The organism is Rhizobium sp. GW821-FHT14E12 (assembly GCF_058803745.1).
In genome coordinates this window covers 1,354,839-1,371,989 of sequence record NZ_JBXAPH010000001.1, presented here as the reverse complement: position 1 = coordinate 1,371,989, position 17,151 = coordinate 1,354,839, and the positions used below count along the sequence as shown (strand labels likewise).

Here is a 17,151-nt window from a genome sequence, read left to right as displayed (position 1 = left end):
CCTTCACGTTGAAGGGCGGCTTCGGGCCATGTAGTCGAAGTGGTATAGAAAAGTAAGAAGGCACTAGTTTGACATCTAGGTACATAAAATATACCTAAGCGCGGTCCGGAGATGTGTCTATGAGAAAAAATGTAAGCGGCTGTTCCGTCGAGGAAGCAATGCACCTGTTGGGTGGGCGCTGGCGTCTGCTTCTGGTGTCCTATCTGGTCGATGGTCCGAAGCGTTTCAACGAACTCCGGCGTGATGTGCCGGGGATATCACAGAGGATGCTGACCTTGGACCTCCGCGCCCTTGAAGAGGCTGGCCTGGTGTTGCGCACCGTTTATCCCACAGTGCCGGTCAAGGTGGAGTATGCGTTGACGGAGGATGGCAAGAGGCTGAAGAACATCGTCTCCGTTATTCAGGAATTCGGACTTTGGCTGAAGCAGCGCGACGCGGTTTGAGGTGCGTTGGCCCAGCATTGTATCGTTTTTTAACGCGGGAAATGACTCAGATGCTCGTGGGTGATTTTCCATTCGCCGGATCTCTTCTGGAGAACTGTCGTGCCCCGGCCTTTGCCTTCGAAGGCTTTGCCGTCCCACAATCCTTTCCAGTGAAAAGTGTAGATGCAGCTTGCGGCGTTGTCACCGACAGCGATCCACCTGAGATCCTCGAGCCAATAGGCTTCATCCTTAGCTTTCTCCCAGGTTCTTTCGAACGCTGCCCGGATCTCGTCTAGGCCGCAATGAGAGCCGTCGGAGAACCAGAAGACGGCATCATCGGCTATCAGCGGCACCAACTCGTCGAAGCGCTGCATTTTGATCTTGGTTTCGTAAAGCTTCAGGACATCGTCGGGACGCATGATCACCTCTTTAGGATGAAGCTGCCACGGTAATCGCTTTCCTCGGCAAAACAAAACCGGCCGCGCAAGGCACGACCGGTTCAATTCGTCCGCAAAATGATGTTTTCTCGGTTATTCCCCGAAAGCCGTCTGCAGCAGGGTGAGCTGCGCCTTGACGCTGTTCTGGTTGTCCGGAACGATCTGGGGTTCCGTCGGGCGGTAGATTTCGCGGTCGAGCAGGGCGACTCGGTTCTGCAGGCGCAGCGAGCGTTCGACGAGGTCGCGGAAGGCTTCCGGCAGGTCGTTCCAGCCGGGCGCGTTGCGGTCGACGTTGAAGCCGTCGAGGCGAACCTTGTTCTTTTCGGCCAGCACCTGATCGCGCGACATTTCGCCATTGTTGACGGCGCGCTGCAGCAGCAGCCAGGAGGCCATCTGCATCAGGCGGGTGGTGAGCCGCATGGATTCGGCGGCGTAGAGCACGGAAGCCATGCGCGGCAGAACCTTGGAGGCGGTGCGGCCCTGGCCATCGAGATAGCCGGCGGTTTCCTCGACCAGCGACATGCCTTCGGAATACAGCATCCTGAACTGTGCCGACGACGCTGCATGGCCAGCAAAGCTGATCGTGTTCAACCCAAGTTCTGACATCGAAGAAATCCCTGCTTCACGCAACACTTTTGTTCAGGAAAGACCGGGCAAGTCCAGAAGGACTCTCGGCATCCGTTCTTATGACTTCAAGATGATGATTTTAACTGAAATCCGCAAGACGATTCTTAAGAAAGGGTTAATCTCCACAGTTTCGTCGAAAGCCCGCGGGACAGGGGAAAAAGAAGAGCCGCAAAAGCGGCTCTCAAGGTAAAACAGGGAGAAAAATCAGACCAATTCGACAAGTGGAGGAACTGTCTGAGTCCAGAGCAAATCTGGATGATGTAGTAATAAGTCGTAAAGCTTAATATTCCGTTGAGCATACCGGTGCGCCTGTTTCTGGCGCATTGGTTTTGCGTCGGTAGCGGACTGTTGTTGCGCAATTCCGGACGGAAAACCGCTGTGCACTTTTCCTGGAATTGCTCTAGAAACGGAAGAGGTTTTCAGCGGCCTTCCTGCCCGATGCCTTGGCGGTGATCTCGTCTTCGAGGCGAGTGATCTCCGCTTGCAGCAACGTCACGCGATATTTGAGCTCGTCGACGGAGAGCAGCGAAAGATCGCTGCCGATCTCGTGGGCGGACGGCTGCTTCGGTTGGTCGTCGTCGAAAATGCTCATTTCGGCTCCTCCTTGCCCTCTGTTTGGGCTCAGGTGCCGTAATTTACAGTGTTATCATCCTTTTTTGAAGCCTCGCTGCGTGCAAGCGACATGCTCTCCGGCGTAATCATCTGTGCGTTCGCCGACGGCATGGTTGTATAGGCGTCCCGGTCACCCGCCGGCTTTGCCGCGCGCTGTCGACTGCGGAAGACCGCATAGGCCGTAATCAGCACATGCGCGATAGCGGTGACGAAGAACAGTGCGTAGGGGCCGATCGTCGACATGACCGGGCCGCCGAGCGTCGGGCCGATGATGGTGCCGATGCCGTAGAGCAGCAGTAGGCCACCGGAAACCTTGACGTATTCCTCCGGCGCGGCGAAGTCGTTGGCGTGGGCGACGGCGATCGGATAGAGCGTGTTGGCGACGGCGCCATAGATTATCACCATGGCAATCAGGAAATGCGGGTTGCCCGGCTTTATCAGGAAGAGCAGCAGGCCATCGAGCGCGGCAATGGCGGCCATGCCGGCCAGCACGTAGCGGCGGTCGATACGGTCCGATAGGCGTCCGGCCGGAAACTGCATCACTGCACCAGCAAAGATGGTCGAGCTCATCATCACCGCGATATTGCTATCGGAGAGGCCGGCATTGGCGCCGAAGACGGCGCCGAGCGTGCCGTAGGCGCCGTTGGCGATGCCGACCAGCAGGATGCCGAGGGAGGCGACCGGCGAATTGCGATAGAGCGCCTTGAGGTCAAGGCTGACGGTTTTCAGCGGCTGCGGCGATGCGGCAGTCGACAGTGTCGTCGGCAGCATGGCGACGCAGTAGCAAATGCCGCAGACCATGAAGAGGATGGGCGTGTGGATGTCGGCGAAGGGAACCATCATCTGGCCGGCAACGGCGCCGATCAGGGTGATGCCGATATAGAGCGAGAAGATCGCACCGCGGCTCTCATTGGTGGCGCGCTCGTTGAGCCAGCTTTCGATGATCATCGAGGTGCCGGCGGTGCAGAAGCCGGTGACGGCGCGCAAGGCCACCCACCAGACGGGATCGACGATGATGCCGGTTAGAAGCGCGATGATGGCGATGACGGAGACGAAGCCGGAAAAGGCGCGAACATGACCGATGCGCCGGACGAGCTTCGGCGCCGTCAGGCAGCCGAGCACGAAGCCGGTGGCCCAGGTCGTACCCAAGAGGCCGAGCGTCGTCGTGGCATAGCCTTCGGCGGTGCCGCGTACCGGCAGCAACAGGCCGTGCAGGCCATTTCCCGTAAACAGGAAGAGCGTGCCGAAAAGCAGGGCTAGAACGGGCAGAATATTTCTTTTCATGTCCCTACTTTCATGCGGCTCCGCTTAAAGAACCGATAAGGCAGGAACTGAGTCCTGCCAGTTTTCGCTATTGATTGTGCCCCGGATTGCCGCTATCGGCGTGTAGAAACAGTCTGTTGGCGCGGAAAGATGTCCGTCCTATGACGAATAGAGCATGATCGCGAAAACTGCGCAGTGGTTTTTGAAGGGATCTTGCTCACTCTTGCGCAAACGGGGAAAAATACCGTGACAAAAGTGATCGCGGTGCTGCTGATGCTGGCCATGGCGGTGCAGATCATCAAGCCGCTCGGGCTCCCGGGCCTCAGACGGCGTGTTGATTTCTGGAAGATCGCCATTATCGCCTTTGCGGTCTGGACGATCGCGCTGATCATCAACGAGACGTTTTAGCGCACTATCCCGAAAGCCGGCATGGATTTTCGCAAAGGCCTATCCGCCGATCAAAATGCGACTTCGCCGCGCATGACGCTGACGCACTGGCCGGAGAGGAAGGCGTCCGTAACAATGCCGCCGGATTTCCTGATATCGAGACCGATGAGGCTGCGCCGGCCCATTTCCACGCCCTGCTCGATGGTGATTTCCACCTTTGCATCGGCAGCGGGGAGAAGCGAGGTTAGATAGGCGCCGAGGGCCGCCGAGGCGCTGCCGGTTGCCGGATCTTCGGTGACGTTGTCGAGCGGCGCGAACATGCGGGCGCGGATATGCCAGGGCTTGTCGACCGAGCGGGTATAGAGAAAGAGCGAAAAGCCGGTCTTGTCTTCCTTGTGAAGGGCTGCCGCTTCCGTGAAGACGGCGGCGTTCGGGCGTGCTTCGCCGAGCGTCTCGAGACTATCCAATTCCGCGAAGGCAAACGCCAAACCGACGGAGGCAAAGGTCGGGGCATGTGTGGCATGTCGAATGGATGCGGGATCGACCTGGATGCAGCGGGCAATAAGGTCGTCGGCGATGGTGTCGCCGAGTTGCAGTTCCCCCGGTGCTCGTATTTTCGCGCCACTGACGTCGTTGCCAGTGCGAAGAAGCTGTACATCCACAAGCCCGGCCTTCTCCTCGAAGATCAACCTATCGCCCGGCGATTTTCCGAAGATCTCCGCTTGCCGGCCGAGAACGAAGGCCGTGCCGACATTGGGGTGCCCGGCGAAGGGGATTTCCTTGGTCGGCGTGAAGATACGAACACGCGCCGTATTGTCGGGATTTTCCGGCGGCAGCACGAAGGTCGTTTCGGAATAGTTGAACTCGGTCGCGATCTTCTGCATCGTCTCGCCGCTCAAGCCACGCGCATCGGGAATGACGGCCAGCGGATTGCCGGCGAAACGCTCGGAGGTGAAGACATCGGTGGTGACGTAAGCGACGGTGTTCATGGGTAACTCCTGCCAGTTCGGATAGGTTTGCAGGATTTAGCCGCAGGAGGTTTGTGGCTGAAAGCCGGAACTTGTGGCGGTGACAATTTGGAGAGTTGGGGTATCCGAAAAGCAAAAAGCCCCGACCGCATCGCGATCGGGGCTTCCAATCATTCAAACCATCGACCTAAATCAAGCAGCCTTTTCGCTGTTCTTCGTCCAGCTGCCCTTGGCGGCGAGATAATTCATTTCGGCGCGGTGGGTAAAGGCGCGTTGGCCGGCGGCGACGTTTTCCGGCTTGCCATCCCATGCCTTCAGCGCGGCGTCCTGCAGGGCGCGGCCGTAGGAGAAGGTGACGTGCCAGGGCAGGTCGTAGCCATTGATGGCGGAGAGATGCGCGGTTGCCTCTTCCGATGTCTGACCGCCGGAGAGGAAGGCGATCCCCGGAACGGCGGAAGGAACGGTTTCCTTCAGCACCTTGACGGTGCGCTCAGCAACCTGCTCGACCGAGGCCTTACGCAGCTTCTTGCCGTCGATAACCATGCTCGGCTTCAGGATCATGCCCTCGAGGCTGACGCGGGCTTCGGCGAGCTCCTGGAAGACGACCTGCAGCGTCCAGCGGGTGACTTCCTCGCTGCGGTCGATATCGTGCGTGCCAGGAACGCCGTCCATCAGCACTTCCGGCTCGACGATCGGCACGATCTTGGCCTGCTGGCAAAGAGCAGCATAGCGGGCGAGCGCATGGGCGTTGGCTTTGATCGCGCCATAGGTCGGCAGCGCGTCGGAGATGGAGATCACGCCGCGCCACTTGGCGAAGCGGGCGCCGGCGTCATAATATTTCGCCAGGCGGTCGGCGAGGCCGTCGAGGCCCTCGGTGACGGTTTCGCCCGGGAAGGCGGCCAGCGGCTTGGCGCCGGTATCGACCTTGATGCCGGGAATGCCGCCAGCGGCCTTGATGATGTCGACGAAGGGCGTGCCGTTCGCAGCCTTCTGGAAGAGGGTTTCCTCATAGAGGATGACGCCGGAGATGTATTTCTTCATGGCGTCGTCGGCGCGGAAGAGCATTTCGCGATAGTCGCGGCGGCTCTCCTCGGTGGAAACGAGAGCGATGGTGTCGAAGCGCTTCTTGTTCGTGGCGGTGGATTCGTCGGCCGCCAAGAGGCCCTTGCCATCGGCAACCATCTTTACGGCAATGTCTTCAAGTCTTTCGCTCATTTTTCGTTCTCCAAGGCGTTTTCTGTCGGCGTCGAGATCAATATAGGTCGGCGATAACAGAAGTATATAAGGAGGGAAATGCTCAGCTAAGCTATTGAAACGATTGAATTGATTTCAAACGTTTGAAAGTTTGTGTGGTGATCCTACCATCTTGTGGAAAGCCGCGAAAGTTTTGGCTTTCGCGGCCCTTCCCGTCGTCAAATGCTGCTGCTTACTTAGAGGCCTGAAGAACGGCTACGCCCGGCAGAACCTTGCCTTCCATCCATTCGAGGAAGGCGCCGCCTGCCGTCGAAACATAGGTGAAGTCGTCGGCAACGCCGGCATGGTTCAGCGCGGAGACGGTATCGCCGCCGCCGGCAACCGAGGTGAGCTTGCCGGCCTTGGTGCGTTCGGCAGCATACTGGGCGGCCGCAACGGTGGCGGCGTCGAAGGGGGTGATTTCGAAGGCGCCGAGCGGGCCGTTCCAGACCAGCGTGGTGGAGCCCTCGATGATTTTCTTCACGGCTTCGACCGACTTCGGGCCGACATCGAGCACCATGGCATCGGCCGGAATGGCATCGATCGCGACCACCTCGTTGGTGGCGCCTGCCTTGAACTCGCGGGCGACAACGCCGTCCGTCGGCAGGACGATCTGGCAGTTCGACGCTTTGGCTTCGGCGATGATCTCTCTGGCGGTCTCGGCGAGATCATGCTCGCAGAGGGACTTGCCGACATCAATGCCGTTGGCGGCAAGGAAGGTGTTGGCCATGCCGCCGCCGATCACCAGCGCATCGACCTTATGCACCAGGTTTTTCAGGAGGTCGATCTTGGAAGAGACCTTGGCGCCGCCGACGATGGCGACGACCGGGCGGACCGGATTGCCGAGACCTTTTTCCAGCGCCGTCAGTTCGCCCTGCATGGTGCGGCCGGCATAGGCGGGCAGGAGGTGGGCGAGGCCCTCGGTCGAGGCGTGGGCGCGGTGGGCGGCAGAGAAGGCGTCGTTGACGTAGATATCGCCATTGGCGGCCAGCGCCTTGGTGAAGGCCGCGTCGTTCTTCTCTTCTTCCTTGTGGAAGCGGGTGTTTTCGAGCAGCAGGATATCGCCGTTGCCCATCTTGGCGACGGCCTCAGTTGCCGGCGCGCCGACGCAATCGGAGGCGAAGAGGACAGCGTGATCGAGCACTTCCTCGACGGCCGGGATGATCAGGGACAGCGACAGATCCGGCGAGGGGCCGTCCTTCGGGCGGCCGAAATGGGCGAGCAGGATGACCTTGGCGCCCTTGCCGGACAATTCGAGGATCGTCGGGGCGACGCGCTCGATACGGGTCGCGTCGGTGACCTTGCCGTCCTTGACCGGCACATTGAGGTCGACGCGCACGAGCACGCGCTTGCCGGTGATGTCGGTGAGATCGTCGAGGGTTTTGAAGGCTGCCATGGGTAGGAATCCAATGTTGTTGGTGGCGTAAAGTGCGCCGACCATACTACGGATGATGTGAGACGCAAGGCGGTCAGGCGTCGTTTTTGCCGACCTCTTCGGTGCGCTCCCGGCGCTTGCGCAGGTAGCCGCGAATGCCGTCCAGGATGTCGTGCAGGTTGACGAAAATCGGCAGAGCCGTTGCCGGTTCCAGTGCTTCCAGCGACATGCCGACGGACTGGATATGGTCGTTTTCGTCGAGATCGCGGACGATCAGGATGATCTGGCCGAGACGGACGCGGTCGGCATAGTCTGCCTTGCCGCCGAGGCGCTGGCGCATCAACTCGGCGATGGTCAGGCCCTTTTCCTGCTCGCTCAGAAGTCCCGGCCCGTAGGCGGCGTCGAGGTCGGAGGCCGGGCGCAGTGGTGAGATCGAGAAGGCGCCGAAGAAATCAGTGTCTTCCGGATCGACCGGCGCGCGGCTGGCAAAGAGACGGTCGAGCAGGCGTGAATAGCTGGGGGTGACGAAGAGATAGACGAGATCGTTTTCGCGCAGCCGGCCGGCATATTGATAGCGCATCGATTTGCCGTCCCGCACGACGAGCGACGGCATGGCCCAGCGCGGAATGCGCTCGCCGCGCAGGACCGGGCTGTCCTTGACGACGCGGTAGGAGAGCAGCTCATGATTGGCCGCGCCCGGCAGGTCGACCTCGACCTTGTCGACCGCACCCATGCGCGGCGGCACGATGAGGTTGAGGCGACGCGCCATCGGCTTGATCGTCCAGCCCTGGAGGAGGAGCGACACCAGTACGACGATAAAGGCGACGTTGAAATAGGTCTGGCCGGCTTCGAGGTTGCCGAGGATCGGCATGATGGCGAGGAGGATGGAGACGGCGCCGCGCAGGCCGACCCAGGCAACGAAGCCGGTCTCTCGCTGCGTATAGTCGAAAGGCAGGAGGCAAAGCCAGACGGCGATCGGCCGGGCGACGAAGATCAGGAAGAGGGCCAGCGCCACGGCGGGAATGGCGATCGCCGGAAATTGCGATGGCGTCGCGAGCAGGCCGAGAACGAGAAACATGATGATCTGCGCCAGCCACGTCATGCCGTCCTGGAAGCGCTTGATCGAGGCCGAAGCGGGCATCTTGCGATTGCCGGCATAGATGCCGGCGACATAGACCGCGAGAAAACCGCTGCCGCCGACAGCACCAGTGAAGGAGAAGACGAGGAGGGCCAGCGCCAGCACGAAGATCGGGGTCAGGCCGCGATCGGTCTCCAGATTGCCGACGATCAGCACGATCATCATGCCACCGAGCAGACCGAGAATGACGCCGAGGCCCATCTGCTGGATGAAGGTGGCGAGCATGGTAAGATTGATGCCGTGATAGCCTTCGCCGTTTGCCAGCACTTCGACGAGCGCCAGCGTCAGGAAGATCGCCATCGGGTCGTTGGTGCCGGATTCGACCTCCAGCGTGGAGCGCACCTTGTCACGGATGTTGATACCGCCGATGCGCAGCAGGAAGAAGACGGCGGCCGCATCCGTCGAAGCGACGATCGAGCCGAGCAGCAGGCCCTGAAGCCAGGTGAAGCCGAGAAGCCAGGTGGCCGCGAGACCGAACAATGCCGCCGTCACGACAACGCCGAGCGACGCTATGGTCAATGCCGGGGCGGCGGCGAGTTTGAAGGCCTGGATTGGCGTGCCATAGCCGGAATCGAAGAGGATAACGGCAAGGGCGAGGGAGCCGAGAATATAGGCGAGATAGTTGTTGGAGAATTCAATGCCGAGCCCGTCCGTGCCGGCCAGCAGGCCAATCACCAGGAAGAGCAGCAACAACGGCGCGCCGAAACGGAAGGCAAGCAGGCTCGAGAAGGCCGCGATCAGGATCAGAACCGTGCACACCAGCACGATGACGTAAAATGCCTCCACTCGGTCTTCCCCTTTCCCGTATGCCCCTGCACGGGCTGAAAGCCCGGATCGATCGCAATTCTCCCCCACCATCCAGTATGCTGTCGCGCAGTTTGAAATTAGTAAAACAAATATTGTCGGGGAGGGCGCTAGGATCGAAACCCGCTCCGATGACTGCGACTTCATGGTGTGATGCGCTTCGCCAGAACGACGAATCGGCTCCGGAATGCCTAGGGAGAATTCCTATCAAAAATTTATAGGTAAATCTGGACCATAGCAGGGCAGGAGAGGGAAAGATTTGAGATGTTTTTAAGGTGATGTAGTGATTTACATCACGCCTGTCTGATGGTATGGATTCCATCATGGAAGCGAAGCTGATACAGAAGATAAGGCGCCAACTCCGCGATGGGGCATTCTTCGAAATTGTGATCTGGCAAGTGCCGGTTCCTCTACGCGGAAGCCTCCATAATATGAAGTACCGTTTGGCACTCGTCGTCGAAGGCGTTTGTGTTTTGCGCTACGACAATGAGGCGGGAAAAGGCGATCACAAACATTTGGGCGCCGTCGAGGTGCCATATGTCTTCGAGAATGTTGACAAGTTGCTCGCCGATTTCATGCAGGACGTGAAAGGATGGTTCGATGACAACGCTTAAGGTCAGAATAGAGACGCTGGAAGAGACGTTGGCCCGTGCGACGGAGGCATGGAAAACCGTGGAGGCCGGTCAGGAGGCTGCGGCGGATGAAAGTCTTGCCTTCGCGTCATGGGACATGATGCACCGCGTTCTCGCGCCCAAGCGTCTTGAAATCCTGCGGGCCATGAGTGGCCAGGGGCCTATCAGCATGCGCGAAGTCGCGCGCCGCGTGGAGCGAGACTTCAAGGGTGTTCATGCGGATGTCGAGCTTTTGCTGCGCAATGGAGTGATCGACAAAACGAACGGTGGGATCGTCTTTCCTTACGACCGGATCCACGTCGAGTTCGATATCGAGGCGGCGGCTTGATCGGCTGTCTCAAAGATCCACGCGCTTGAAATAGATCGGATAGTCGATCACCAGGCCGTCCGCATCGACGGGCAGGTCGACAGTGAAAACCCTGTCTTCGGCGCCGTAGCGATAGAGCTTTTCCGGGGTGATACAGGTGTAGCGCTGGCCGTCACGCACGGGCTCGAAGCTGTCGAAGGGAATGTAGAGCATCGAGAGCTTCACGGTTCCGTCTTCCGGCATCATCTCGAGCCGGCGGATCGGCAGGCTGTTGGTGAAGGGCGAACCATAGAGATCGATGTCGATGCAGCCGTCGAATTGCGGCAGGGCAAGACCGTCTTTGGTTTGCCAATGGCCCTTGCCGTCCGAGACGAGGGCGAGGCGCCGGCCGTCTGTGGTTTCGACCGAGAAAGAGAGGACGGCCCATTCAGCCGTGCAGTCGATGCGGTAGAAGACGCCGTAGGGCGAGCCGCCACGGCCACCGATAATGGTGCCACAGGCGCGAATGGCCACGCCGGTGGCAGTATTGATGGGAGCGATCGTCAGATGCTCCAGCCCGTCTCCTTCCAGCGGACGCCAGCGAACTGTCGTCGGAAGGAGAGGGCGGAAGGCCATGATCAGATCAGCTTGGCAAACGCGACGGCCGTGTCGGACATGCGGCTGGAGAAGCCCCATTCGTTGTCGTACCAGGTGAGGATACGCACGAAGTTGCCTTCCATGACCTTGGTCTGGTCGGTCGCGAAGATCGACGAGTGGCTGTCATGGTTGAAGTCGCGGGAAACCAGCGGCTCGTCGGTGTAGCCGAGGATGCCCTTCAGCTTGCCGTTTGATGCAGCCTTGATGGCTTCGTTGATTTCTCCGACCGTCGTTGCCTTCTTGGCCACGAACTTGAAGTCGACAACCGAGACGTTCGGGGTCGGAACGCGGATCGACGTGCCGTCGAGCTTGCCCTTCAGGTGCGGCAGAACGAGACCAACGGCCTTTGCGGCGCCCGTCGAGGTCGGGATCATGGACAGGGCTGCGGCGCGGGCGCGGTACAGGTCCTTGTGCATGGTGTCGAGCGTCGGCTGGTCGCCGGTGTAGGAGTGGATGGTCGTCATGAAGCCATGGTCGATACCGACGGCGTCGTCGAGAACCTTAACGACCGGCACCAGGCAGTTCGTGGTGCAGGACGCATTGGAGATGACCAGGTGCTCCTTGGTGAGCTGGTCGTGGTTGACGCCGAAAACGACGGTCAGGTCGGCGCCGTCAGCAGGAGCCGAAATGATGACGCGCTTGGCGCCGGCCGTCAGGTGTGCGGCAGCCTTGTCGCGAGACGTGAAGATGCCGGTGCATTCCATCGCGATGTCAACGCCGAGATCGCGATGCGGCAGCGTTGCCGGATCCTTGATCGCCGTGACCTTGATCGGCTTGCCGCCGCCAACGATGATCGTGTCGCCTTCGACCTTCACCTCAGCCGGGAAGCGGCCGTGGATCGAATCGTAGCGCAGAAGGTGGGCATTGGTCTCGACCGGGCCGAGGTCGTTGATGGCAACGACTTCGATGTCGGTGCGGCCGGATTCGACGATGGCGCGCAGAACGTTGCGGCCGATGCGGCCGAAGCCATTGATGGCAACTTTTACAGTCATTTAATTCACTCCCGTTCACTCAGGGCGGTTATCTAGCGGAAATGAGAGCGCTTGTCAGCGCCCTCAGGAAAGCTTTGCCTCGGCGGCGGCGACAACCGCTTCCTTGGTGATGCCGAAATGGTTGTAGACGTCCTTGTACGGTGCCGAAGCGCCGAAGCTCTTCATGCCGATGAAGGCGCCTTCCGGACCGATGAAGGCATCCCAGCCTTCGCGAACGCCGGCTTCGACGGCGATCTTGATCGGCGAGTTGCCGAGCACTTCCTTGCGGTAGGCGTCCGGCTGTTCGAAGAAGAGTTCCGTGCAGGGAACGGAGACGACGCGGGTGGAGATACCCTTGCCTTCGAGTTCCGTGCGGGCGGCAACGGCGAGTTCGACTTCGGAGCCCGAAGCGAAGATCGTCACCTTGGCGTCGGCATTGCCGGCGAGCGTATAGGCGCCGAGTTCGCAGAGGTTCTTCTCGCTGTATTCGGTACGCGCGGCGAGCAGGTTCTGGCGGGTAAGCGCGAGGCCTGACGGACGATTGGCCGTCTTGACCGCGATCTGCCAGCATTCCGCCGTCTCAGTAGCGTCCGCCGGACGGAACAGCAGGAAGTGCGGGATGGCGCGCAGGCTGGCGACCTGCTCGACCGGCTGGTGCGTCGGGCCGTCTTCGCCGACGCCGATCGAGTCATGCGTCAGAACGTGGATGGCGCGGATGCCCATCAGGGCAGCCAGGCGCAGCGGCGGACGGCAATAGTCCGAGAAGATCATGAAGCCGCCGGAGTAAGGGATCAGGCCGCCATGCAGCGTGATGCCGTTCATGGCTGCCGCCATGCCGTGCTCGCGAATGCCCCAATGCATGTAACGGCCGGAGAAATCGGTCGAGGTGATCGACTTCATCTGGCTGGTCTTGGTGTTGTTCGACGGCGTCAGGTCGGCGGAGCCGCCGATCGTTTCCGGAATGAAGCCGTTGATGATTTCGAGCGCATCTTCCGAAGCCTTGCGGGTGGCAAGCGTCGGCTTGGTTTCGGCAAGCTTCTTCTTGTAGTCGCTGATGGCGGCGTCGAAGCCGGCAGGCAGTTCGCCGGCGAAGCGGCGGGTGAATTCACCCTTCTTGCCCACTTCGGCAGCGGCAAGGCGGCCTTCCCAGGCTTCGCGCGTGCCGACCGAGCGTTCGCCAGCTGCGCGCCAATCGGCAAGAACGTCGTTCGGAATGACGAAGGGCTCGTAGGGCCAGTTCAGTGCGACGCGGGTCGCGGCGATTTCCTCGGCGCCGAGCGGCGAGCCGTGGACCTTATGGGTGCCCTGCTTGTTCGGGGCGCCGAAGCCGATGATCGTCTTGCAGGCGATCATCGTCGGGCGGTCGGACTTGTGAGCGGCTTCGATAGCGGCGGCGATCGCGGCCTGGTCGTGACCGTCGACTTCAATCGTGTTCCAGTGAACGGCTTTGAAGCGGGCGACCTGGTCGGTCGAATCCGAGAGCGAGACAGCGCCGTCGATGGTGATCGAGTTGTTGTCCCAGAAGAGAATGAGCTTGTTGAGCTTCAGGTGGCCGGCGAGCGCAATGGCTTCGTGGCTGATGCCTTCCATCAGGCAGCCGTCACCGCACATGGCGTAGGTGTAGTGATCCTGAAGATCGGAGCCGAATTCTTCGCGCAGCTTGCGTTCGGCGATCGCCATGCCGACGGCATTGGCAATGCCCTGGCCGAGCGGACCGGTGGTGGTTTCGATGCCGGTAGCGTGACCATATTCCGGATGGCCGGCGGTCTTGGAGCCCAGCTGACGGAAGCGCGAGAGTTCCTCGACCGTCATGTCGGGGTAGCCGGTCAGGTATAGAACCGAATAGAGCAGCATGGAGCCATGGCCGGCCGACAGCACGAAGCGGTCGCGGTCCGGCCAGCGCGGGTTCTTCGGATCGAAACGCAGATATTTGCTAAAGAGAACCGTGGCGACATCGGCCATCCCCATCGGCAGACCGGGATGACCGGAGTTGGCCTTCTCGACAGCATCCATGGCAAGGAAACGGATCGCATTCGCCATCCGGTCGTGTTGTTCGCGAGAGATCATGGGTTTTTCCGCAATGTTCCGGGTTCGAGGGATGGCCACACGCTTGAAAAGCAGGGTCACCGGTTGAAAGGCGGCTGCAGCGGAGAAGCTTCTGCTAACTCCACTTTCAGCGCTGCCTCAGGCGGCTGAGACATAGCAGTTAGGGCGCGCAAGTCAATAAATCCACAGGCCGATCCGGGGGTGGTTTGGCATTTTTTTGACATTTGCCTGTCGACTTTGACAAAAGACGACAATGGCAAGACAAGGCCTGTGTAAGTCGCAAAGGTGACCGTCATCCACAGATTAGGCCACCTGCCGCATGGCCGCCTTTATTGACGTTCAGTTGCTGAGTTGAATATTGTTGGGAAATCAGACAAGTGGCCGGATATTCTGATTCGGGCCTTGCGCGGAGACTCGAAAGGCATGGAGCCCTCAGGCAAAACGGTGGATGCGGCGCTCACTCATTTGCGCCAGGCGCTTTCGACTTTGGAGAGTGCCGTCGATGGACGGTTTGAACGCGAGCGCGCGCAAAGCGATGTTGAAGGCGAAGTTCGCCGGGTGCATGCCGATCGTTCGCGGCTCGCTCAGGAACTCGACCAGGCGGAGTTTCGAGCGAACCGGCTTGAAGAAGTCAATCGCGAAGTGTCGCGCCGGCTTGTGACGGCGATGGAAACCATAAGAGCCGTGCTCGACCGCTGATCCCCTTTGGGACGCAGCCGTCGCGTTCAGCGGCAATGATCGGAAAGTCGAATGGCGCAGGTAACGGTAACGATCGACGGCAAAGCCTACCGGATGGCCTGTGAAGAGGGCCAGGAAGCGCATCTGACGGATCTCGCCACCCGCTTCGACCGCTATGTCATGCATCTGAAGAGCCAGTTCGGCGAGATCGGCGATCTGCGCGTCACCGTGATGGCCGGCATCATGATTATGGACGAAGTGTCGGAATTGACGCGGCGTGTTTCGGCGCTCGAGGCCGAACTCGAAACCCTGCGCAGCAATCGTGACACCGCGCTTGCGGCCAACACCCGCAATGAGGAGACGCTGGCTACCGTGATCGACGAGGTGGCGACCCGCATTCGCGGCATCACCGAGAAGCTGACGGCGCGTCCGGGTGCGGAGCCGAACTAAGACTTTCGTTTATTTCTCGTGCTGGGCACCGCGCCCACTGGTACAAGGCAAGAATTCTCTTTATATAGAGGTGCGGTCTGCGCTTCCCGACAGGAACCACAATCCCTGGGGCCATACTCGATCCAAAGGGAGCTGTCCCTGGCCAGGCCCGTGGGCTTGGTCATATGGCGCCCACCTACGTTTGTAGGCACCCAGGATCGTAAAAATCCATCGGTCGTCGTGGATCGCTCTCTTTTCCCGGCTGAGTAAAGAAAGACAGCGTCGCGGGATTATTGTTGCCCCGCTGACGCCGCTCCTCCTCCCCTTAACGTTTTGCTCTGAGATAGGCGCCGCGCTCGAATTCCGAGCGGTTGGCGGCGCTGCGCAGGCGTAGCAGGTCCTTGCGGGCGATGAGGCCGATAAGAACGCCGGTCCGTTCGTCGACGACGGGAACGCGGCCGGTATCGGCCTGGATCATGATGTCGGCGACGCGGCCAACCGTGTCTTCGGGATGGGCAACCGGAATGGAGGTGTCCGAGATCAGGTCGTAGAGCGTCTGGCCGGCGAGGTCAGGTTCGTTCTGCCAGCGCAGGGCATCCGCTCGCGAGATCATGCCGACCAGACGGCCATCGGTCTCGACAACCGGGTAGAAACGATGGGCATCCGTCTTCTCGGTCAATTGCGCCAATGCCTCTGCGGCCGGCATGGCAGCGGGGAGTGTGTCCACCTTGGCGATCATGATATCGGCAACGCGGGTCAGTTCGAACGGGTCGATGCCGTATTCGCGGGTGATGTGCTGGCCGCGCCGGGCGATCTTTTCGGTCAGGATCGAGCGCTTCAACAGCAAGACGGTGACGGCGTAGGCGGCGACGGTGGCGGCCAGCAGTGGCACCAGCGCCTGCATGTCGCCGGTGAGCTCGATGGCAAAGAAGGTGCCGGTCAGCGGCGCGCGCATCGTGCCGCCCATCATCGCAGCCATGCCGAGCAGCGCCCAGAAACCGGGATCGCCAGGCAGGACGAGACCGACCAGCCAGCCGAGCGCGCCGCCAAGGATGAGCAGCGGGGCAAGGACGCCGCCCGACGTTCCCGATGACAAGGCCACGAGCCAGATACCGGCCTTGACCAGGAGGATGGAGAGCACGGTGCCTGCCACGATATGGTCGCTCAGCAGGTCGGAGATGATGTCGTAGCCGACGCCGAGCGCGCGTGGCTCGATCAATCCGCCGAGACCGACAACGAGGCCGCCAAGTGCTGGCCACCACATCCAATGAATGGGCAGTTTCTCGAAGGCGTCCTCGATGCGGTAGAGCAGCGTTGTCAGCAGACCGGATTGCAGGCCGGATAGGATGCCGAGGCCGGCGGTGAGCGGGATGCCCCACCAGCCCATCTGCATGTCAAAATGGGCCGGGAAGAGTGGACCGCTACCGATCAGCAATGGCCTCCAGGCGATGGAGACGCAGGATGCGATCACCACCGGAATGAAGCTGCGCGGCTTCCATTCGAACAGCAGCAATTCGACCGCGAGCATAACGGCGGCGATGGGCGAACCGAAGATTGCGGTCATGCCGGCGGCGGCACCCGCGACCAGCAGGGTTTTGCGTTCGGCGGCGCTTAGATGAAAGAATTGCGCGAACAGCGAGCCGATGGCGCCACCGGTCATGATGATCGGCCCTTCGGCGCCGAACGGACCGCCGGTGCCGATCGAGACGGCGGAGGAGAGCGGTTTCAGGACCGCCACCTTGGGCGACATGCGGCTGCCACCGATCAGGATCGCCTCGATCGCTTCGGGAATGCCATGGCCACGGATTTTTTCCGAGCCAAAGCGGGCCATCAGGCCGATGACGATGCCGCCGATAATGGGCGCGGCCACCATCCAGGGCGAGCGTGCGAGGGTGCCCAGCGACAGCGGTTCGACGCTGATCTTGAATAGCCAGACGGCGTTGGTGACGAGGGCGATTAGGTTGATCAGCACCCAGGCGGACAGGGCGCCGCCGGTGCCGACGACCAGCGCCATGGCCGCAAGAACCAGAACGCGCTTGTCCGTTGTGAAGTCGCCATTGTCTTTGCGAGAGGCGCCGCCCGAAAAATCATGGGCGGGCCGATGATGTGCGTTGATATCCTGCATGGGATGCTTTCTGTGCTAAAGCGCGCGGGCAAAGTGGTTGGAATTGCGTTGCCATGGCATT

Annotated in this window: 18 protein-coding genes and 1 other RNA gene; 7 read left to right on the top strand and 12 right to left on the bottom strand. The window is 60.6% G+C overall.

Annotation, left to right across the window (positions count from 1 at the left end):
* The first annotated feature begins 119 nt into the window (after nucleotides 1-119).
* Complete coding sequence (locus AC1RO0_RS06770; RefSeq protein WP_498592110.1) at nucleotides 120-443, top strand: winged helix-turn-helix transcriptional regulator; 324 nt, start codon at nucleotides 120-122, stop codon at nucleotides 441-443.
* 29 nt (nucleotides 444-472) lie between these two features.
* Here AC1RO0_RS06770 and AC1RO0_RS06765 read toward each other — a convergent pair whose 3' ends face one another.
* The 4 genes from AC1RO0_RS06765 to AC1RO0_RS06750 all read right to left on the bottom strand — a co-directional run bounded on the left by AC1RO0_RS06765 (nucleotide 473) and on the right by AC1RO0_RS06750 (nucleotide 3,382).
* A complete protein-coding gene (locus AC1RO0_RS06765; RefSeq protein ID WP_498592109.1) occupies nucleotides 473-841 on the bottom strand; it encodes a YybH family protein in 369 nt (122 codons plus the stop codon).
* 111 nt (nucleotides 842-952) lie between these two features.
* Nucleotides 953-1,465: a protease adaptor protein RcdA gene (gene rcdA / locus AC1RO0_RS06760; protein ID WP_153364722.1), complete on the bottom strand. Its 513-nt coding sequence runs from the start codon at nucleotides 1,463-1,465 to the stop codon at nucleotides 953-955.
* Nucleotides 1,466-1,886: 421 nt separating this feature from the next.
* A complete protein-coding gene (locus tag AC1RO0_RS06755) occupies nucleotides 1,887-2,078 on the bottom strand; it encodes a DUF1192 domain-containing protein (protein ID WP_498592108.1) in 192 nt (63 codons plus the stop codon).
* A gap of 29 nt (nucleotides 2,079-2,107) precedes the next feature.
* Nucleotides 2,108-3,382 (bottom strand): MFS transporter, encoded by a 1,275-nt coding sequence (locus tag AC1RO0_RS06750; protein ID WP_498592107.1) that lies wholly within the window; start codon nucleotides 3,380-3,382, stop codon nucleotides 2,108-2,110.
* A gap of 225 nt (nucleotides 3,383-3,607) precedes the next feature.
* Here AC1RO0_RS06750 and AC1RO0_RS06745 point away from each other — a divergent pair, with 225 nt between their 5' ends.
* Complete coding sequence (locus tag AC1RO0_RS06745) at nucleotides 3,608-3,769, top strand: hypothetical protein (RefSeq protein ID WP_498592106.1); 162 nt, start codon at nucleotides 3,608-3,610, stop codon at nucleotides 3,767-3,769.
* Between the two features lie 50 nt (nucleotides 3,770-3,819).
* Here AC1RO0_RS06745 and AC1RO0_RS06740 read toward each other — a convergent pair whose 3' ends face one another.
* The 4 genes from AC1RO0_RS06740 to AC1RO0_RS06725 form a co-directional block, all read right to left on the bottom strand.
* Nucleotides 3,820-4,737: a PhzF family phenazine biosynthesis protein gene (locus tag AC1RO0_RS06740; RefSeq protein ID WP_498592105.1), complete on the bottom strand. Its 918-nt coding sequence runs from the start codon at nucleotides 4,735-4,737 to the stop codon at nucleotides 3,820-3,822.
* A 171-nt stretch (nucleotides 4,738-4,908) separates the two neighbouring features.
* Complete coding sequence (locus AC1RO0_RS06735; protein WP_368510272.1) at nucleotides 4,909-5,931, bottom strand: class I fructose-bisphosphate aldolase; 1,023 nt, start codon at nucleotides 5,929-5,931, stop codon at nucleotides 4,909-4,911.
* 211 nt (nucleotides 5,932-6,142) lie between these two features.
* Entirely contained in the window at nucleotides 6,143-7,402 is a 1,260-nt protein-coding gene (locus AC1RO0_RS06730) for a phosphoglycerate kinase (protein WP_498592390.1), read from the bottom strand.
* Nucleotides 7,403-7,418: 16 nt separating this feature from the next.
* Nucleotides 7,419-9,248: a potassium/proton antiporter gene (locus tag AC1RO0_RS06725; RefSeq protein WP_498592104.1), complete on the bottom strand. Its 1,830-nt coding sequence runs from the start codon at nucleotides 9,246-9,248 to the stop codon at nucleotides 7,419-7,421.
* A gap of 341 nt (nucleotides 9,249-9,589) precedes the next feature.
* Here AC1RO0_RS06725 and AC1RO0_RS06720 point away from each other — a divergent pair, with 341 nt between their 5' ends.
* Together AC1RO0_RS06720 and AC1RO0_RS06715 are read left to right on the top strand one after the other, a co-directional pair.
* Nucleotides 9,590-9,880, top strand: a complete 291-nt coding sequence (locus AC1RO0_RS06720; RefSeq protein WP_498592103.1) for a toxin-antitoxin system TumE family protein — start codon at nucleotides 9,590-9,592, stop codon at nucleotides 9,878-9,880.
* A complete protein-coding gene (locus AC1RO0_RS06715; protein WP_498592102.1) occupies nucleotides 9,867-10,226 on the top strand; it encodes an HVO_A0114 family putative DNA-binding protein in 360 nt (119 codons plus the stop codon). Before AC1RO0_RS06720 ends, AC1RO0_RS06715 begins: the two co-directional genes overlap by 14 nt.
* A gap of 9 nt (nucleotides 10,227-10,235) precedes the next feature.
* Here AC1RO0_RS06715 and AC1RO0_RS06710 read toward each other — a convergent pair whose 3' ends face one another.
* The 3 genes from AC1RO0_RS06710 to tkt all read right to left on the bottom strand — a co-directional run bounded on the left by AC1RO0_RS06710 (nucleotide 10,236) and on the right by tkt (nucleotide 13,879).
* Entirely contained in the window at nucleotides 10,236-10,820 is a 585-nt protein-coding gene (locus AC1RO0_RS06710; RefSeq protein ID WP_498592101.1) for a putative glycolipid-binding domain-containing protein, read from the bottom strand.
* 2 nt (nucleotides 10,821-10,822) lie between these two features.
* On the bottom strand, nucleotides 10,823-11,833 hold the full coding sequence (gap, locus tag AC1RO0_RS06705; protein ID WP_498592100.1) for a type I glyceraldehyde-3-phosphate dehydrogenase: 1,011 nt from the start codon (nucleotides 11,831-11,833) through the stop codon (nucleotides 10,823-10,825).
* A 63-nt stretch (nucleotides 11,834-11,896) separates the two neighbouring features.
* The gene (gene tkt, locus AC1RO0_RS06700; protein WP_498592099.1) at nucleotides 11,897-13,879 is read right to left on the bottom strand and encodes a transketolase; all 1,983 of its coding nucleotides are present in this window, start codon (nucleotides 13,877-13,879) and stop codon (nucleotides 11,897-11,899) included.
* 402 nt (nucleotides 13,880-14,281) lie between these two features.
* Here tkt and AC1RO0_RS06695 point away from each other — a divergent pair, with 402 nt between their 5' ends.
* From AC1RO0_RS06695 to ssrS, 3 genes are all read left to right on the top strand, one after another.
* A complete protein-coding gene (locus tag AC1RO0_RS06695) occupies nucleotides 14,282-14,557 on the top strand; it encodes a DUF4164 domain-containing protein (protein WP_007701292.1) in 276 nt (91 codons plus the stop codon).
* A 51-nt stretch (nucleotides 14,558-14,608) separates the two neighbouring features.
* Complete coding sequence (locus AC1RO0_RS06690) at nucleotides 14,609-14,986, top strand: cell division protein ZapA (RefSeq protein ID WP_498592098.1); 378 nt, start codon at nucleotides 14,609-14,611, stop codon at nucleotides 14,984-14,986.
* Between the two features lie 71 nt (nucleotides 14,987-15,057).
* Nucleotides 15,058-15,216: non-coding RNA, 6S RNA (gene ssrS, locus AC1RO0_RS06685), on the top strand.
* A 74-nt stretch (nucleotides 15,217-15,290) separates the two neighbouring features.
* Here ssrS and AC1RO0_RS06680 read toward each other — a convergent pair.
* Nucleotides 15,291-17,090, bottom strand: a complete 1,800-nt coding sequence (locus AC1RO0_RS06680; RefSeq protein ID WP_498592097.1) for a chloride channel protein — start codon at nucleotides 17,088-17,090, stop codon at nucleotides 15,291-15,293.
* Nucleotides 17,091-17,151 lie beyond the last annotated feature (61 nt).

Excerpts from the sequence above, each read along its gene's own strand:
- AC1RO0_RS06715 (WP_498592102.1), top strand. The coding sequence starts at position 9,867 with ATGACAACGCTTAAGGTCAGAATAGAGACGCTGGAAGAGACGTTGGCC.
- AC1RO0_RS06740 (WP_498592105.1), bottom strand. The coding sequence starts at position 4,737 with ATGAACACCGTCGCTTACGTCACCACCGATGTCTTCACCTCCGAGCGT.
- AC1RO0_RS06755 (WP_498592108.1), bottom strand. The coding sequence starts at position 2,078 with ATGAGCATTTTCGACGACGACCAACCGAAGCAGCCGTCCGCCCACGAG.
- AC1RO0_RS06690 (WP_498592098.1), top strand. The coding sequence starts at position 14,609 with ATGGCGCAGGTAACGGTAACGATCGACGGCAAAGCCTACCGGATGGCC.
- AC1RO0_RS06765 (WP_498592109.1), bottom strand. The coding sequence starts at position 841 with ATGCGTCCCGACGATGTCCTGAAGCTTTACGAAACCAAGATCAAAATG.
- AC1RO0_RS06695 (WP_007701292.1), top strand. The coding sequence starts at position 14,282 with ATGGAGCCCTCAGGCAAAACGGTGGATGCGGCGCTCACTCATTTGCGC.
- AC1RO0_RS06680 (WP_498592097.1), bottom strand. The coding sequence starts at position 17,090 with ATGCAGGATATCAACGCACATCATCGGCCCGCCCATGATTTTTCGGGC.
- gap (WP_498592100.1), bottom strand. The coding sequence starts at position 11,833 with ATGACTGTAAAAGTTGCCATCAATGGCTTCGGCCGCATCGGCCGCAAC.
- AC1RO0_RS06750 (WP_498592107.1), bottom strand. The coding sequence starts at position 3,382 with ATGAAAAGAAATATTCTGCCCGTTCTAGCCCTGCTTTTCGGCACGCTC.
- tkt (WP_498592099.1), bottom strand. The coding sequence starts at position 13,879 with ATGATCTCTCGCGAACAACACGACCGGATGGCGAATGCGATCCGTTTC.
- AC1RO0_RS06720 (WP_498592103.1), top strand. The coding sequence starts at position 9,590 with ATGGAAGCGAAGCTGATACAGAAGATAAGGCGCCAACTCCGCGATGGG.
- AC1RO0_RS06710 (WP_498592101.1), bottom strand. The coding sequence starts at position 10,820 with ATGGCCTTCCGCCCTCTCCTTCCGACGACAGTTCGCTGGCGTCCGCTG.
- rcdA (WP_153364722.1), bottom strand. The coding sequence starts at position 1,465 with ATGTCAGAACTTGGGTTGAACACGATCAGCTTTGCTGGCCATGCAGCG.
- AC1RO0_RS06735 (WP_368510272.1), bottom strand. The coding sequence starts at position 5,931 with ATGAGCGAAAGACTTGAAGACATTGCCGTAAAGATGGTTGCCGATGGC.
- AC1RO0_RS06770 (WP_498592110.1), top strand. The coding sequence starts at position 120 with ATGAGAAAAAATGTAAGCGGCTGTTCCGTCGAGGAAGCAATGCACCTG.